The 1,089-nt window shown below is 42.8% G+C and carries 1 protein-coding gene; it reads left to right on the top strand.

All coding sequences use genetic code 11. The features are described from left to right. A partial coding sequence (gene hrcA / locus GMD4S_RS09235) for a heat-inducible transcriptional repressor HrcA (RefSeq protein WP_000419196.1) occupies positions 1-989 on the top strand: 989 nt, incomplete at its 5' end. Positions 990-1,089: the final 100 nt, after the last annotated feature.

Below are 1,089 nucleotides of genomic sequence, written 5' to 3'. Positions count from 1 at the left end.
TCTTTACCAAAACGCACGAACCTGTCGGATCCAAGGCGCTACAAGAGTCTATCAATTCTAGTAGTGCTACCATTCGTAATGACATGGCGGCTCTAGAGAAGCAGGGTTTGCTTGAGAAGGCTCATACCTCAAGCGGTCGGATGCCAAGTGTCGCGGGATTTCAGTACTATGTAAAACACTCGCTTGCTTTTGACAGACTGGCTGAAAATGAGGTATACGAGATTGTCAAAGCCTTTGATCAGGAGTTCTTCAAACTGGAGGATATTCTGCAAGAGGCCGCCAATCTACTAACATACTTGAGTGGCTGTACGGTAGTAGCACTGGATGTTGAGCCGAGTAGACAGCGCCTGACGGCCTTCGATATTGTCGTTCTAGGACAACATACTGCTCTTGCAGTTTTCACCCTAGACGAGTCCCGAACGGTTACTAGTCAATTTCTGATTCCAAGGAACTTCTTGCAGGAAGATTTGCTGAAACTGAAAAGCATCATTCAGGAACGTTTTCTCGGTCACACTGTTCTGGACATTCATTACAAGATTCGGACGGAGATTCCGCAGATTATCCAACGTTACTTCACAACTACGGACAATGTTATGGATCTCTTTGAACACATTTTTAAAGAAATGTTCAACGAAAACATTGTAATGTCGGGCAAGGTCAATCTCTTGAATTTTGCCAATCTAGCAGCCTATCAGTTCTTTGACCAACCGCAAAAAGTGGCTCTGGAGATTCGTGAAGGTCTGCATGAAGATCAAATGCAAAATGTCCGTGTTGCAGACAGTCAGGAATCCTGTCTAGCTGATTTGGCGGTGATTAGCAGTAAGTTCCTCATTCCTTATCGAGGTTTTGGAATTCTAGCGATTATCGGTCCAGTCAATCTAGATTATCAGCAATTGGTCAACCAAGTCAATGTGGTCAATCGTGTTTTGACCATGAAGTTGACAGATTTTTATCGCTACCTCAGCAGTAATCATTACGAAGTAAATTAATTTTGAAATCATTAAAGGAGGCGAAAATGGCCCAAGATAAAAAAAACGAAGAAATGAAAGAAGAGGAAGTTGTGGAAACAACTGAAGAAACAACTCCTGA

Source organism: Streptococcus sp. GMD4S (assembly GCF_000296955.1).
This window is presented reverse-complemented; position numbering and strand designations above follow the sequence as displayed.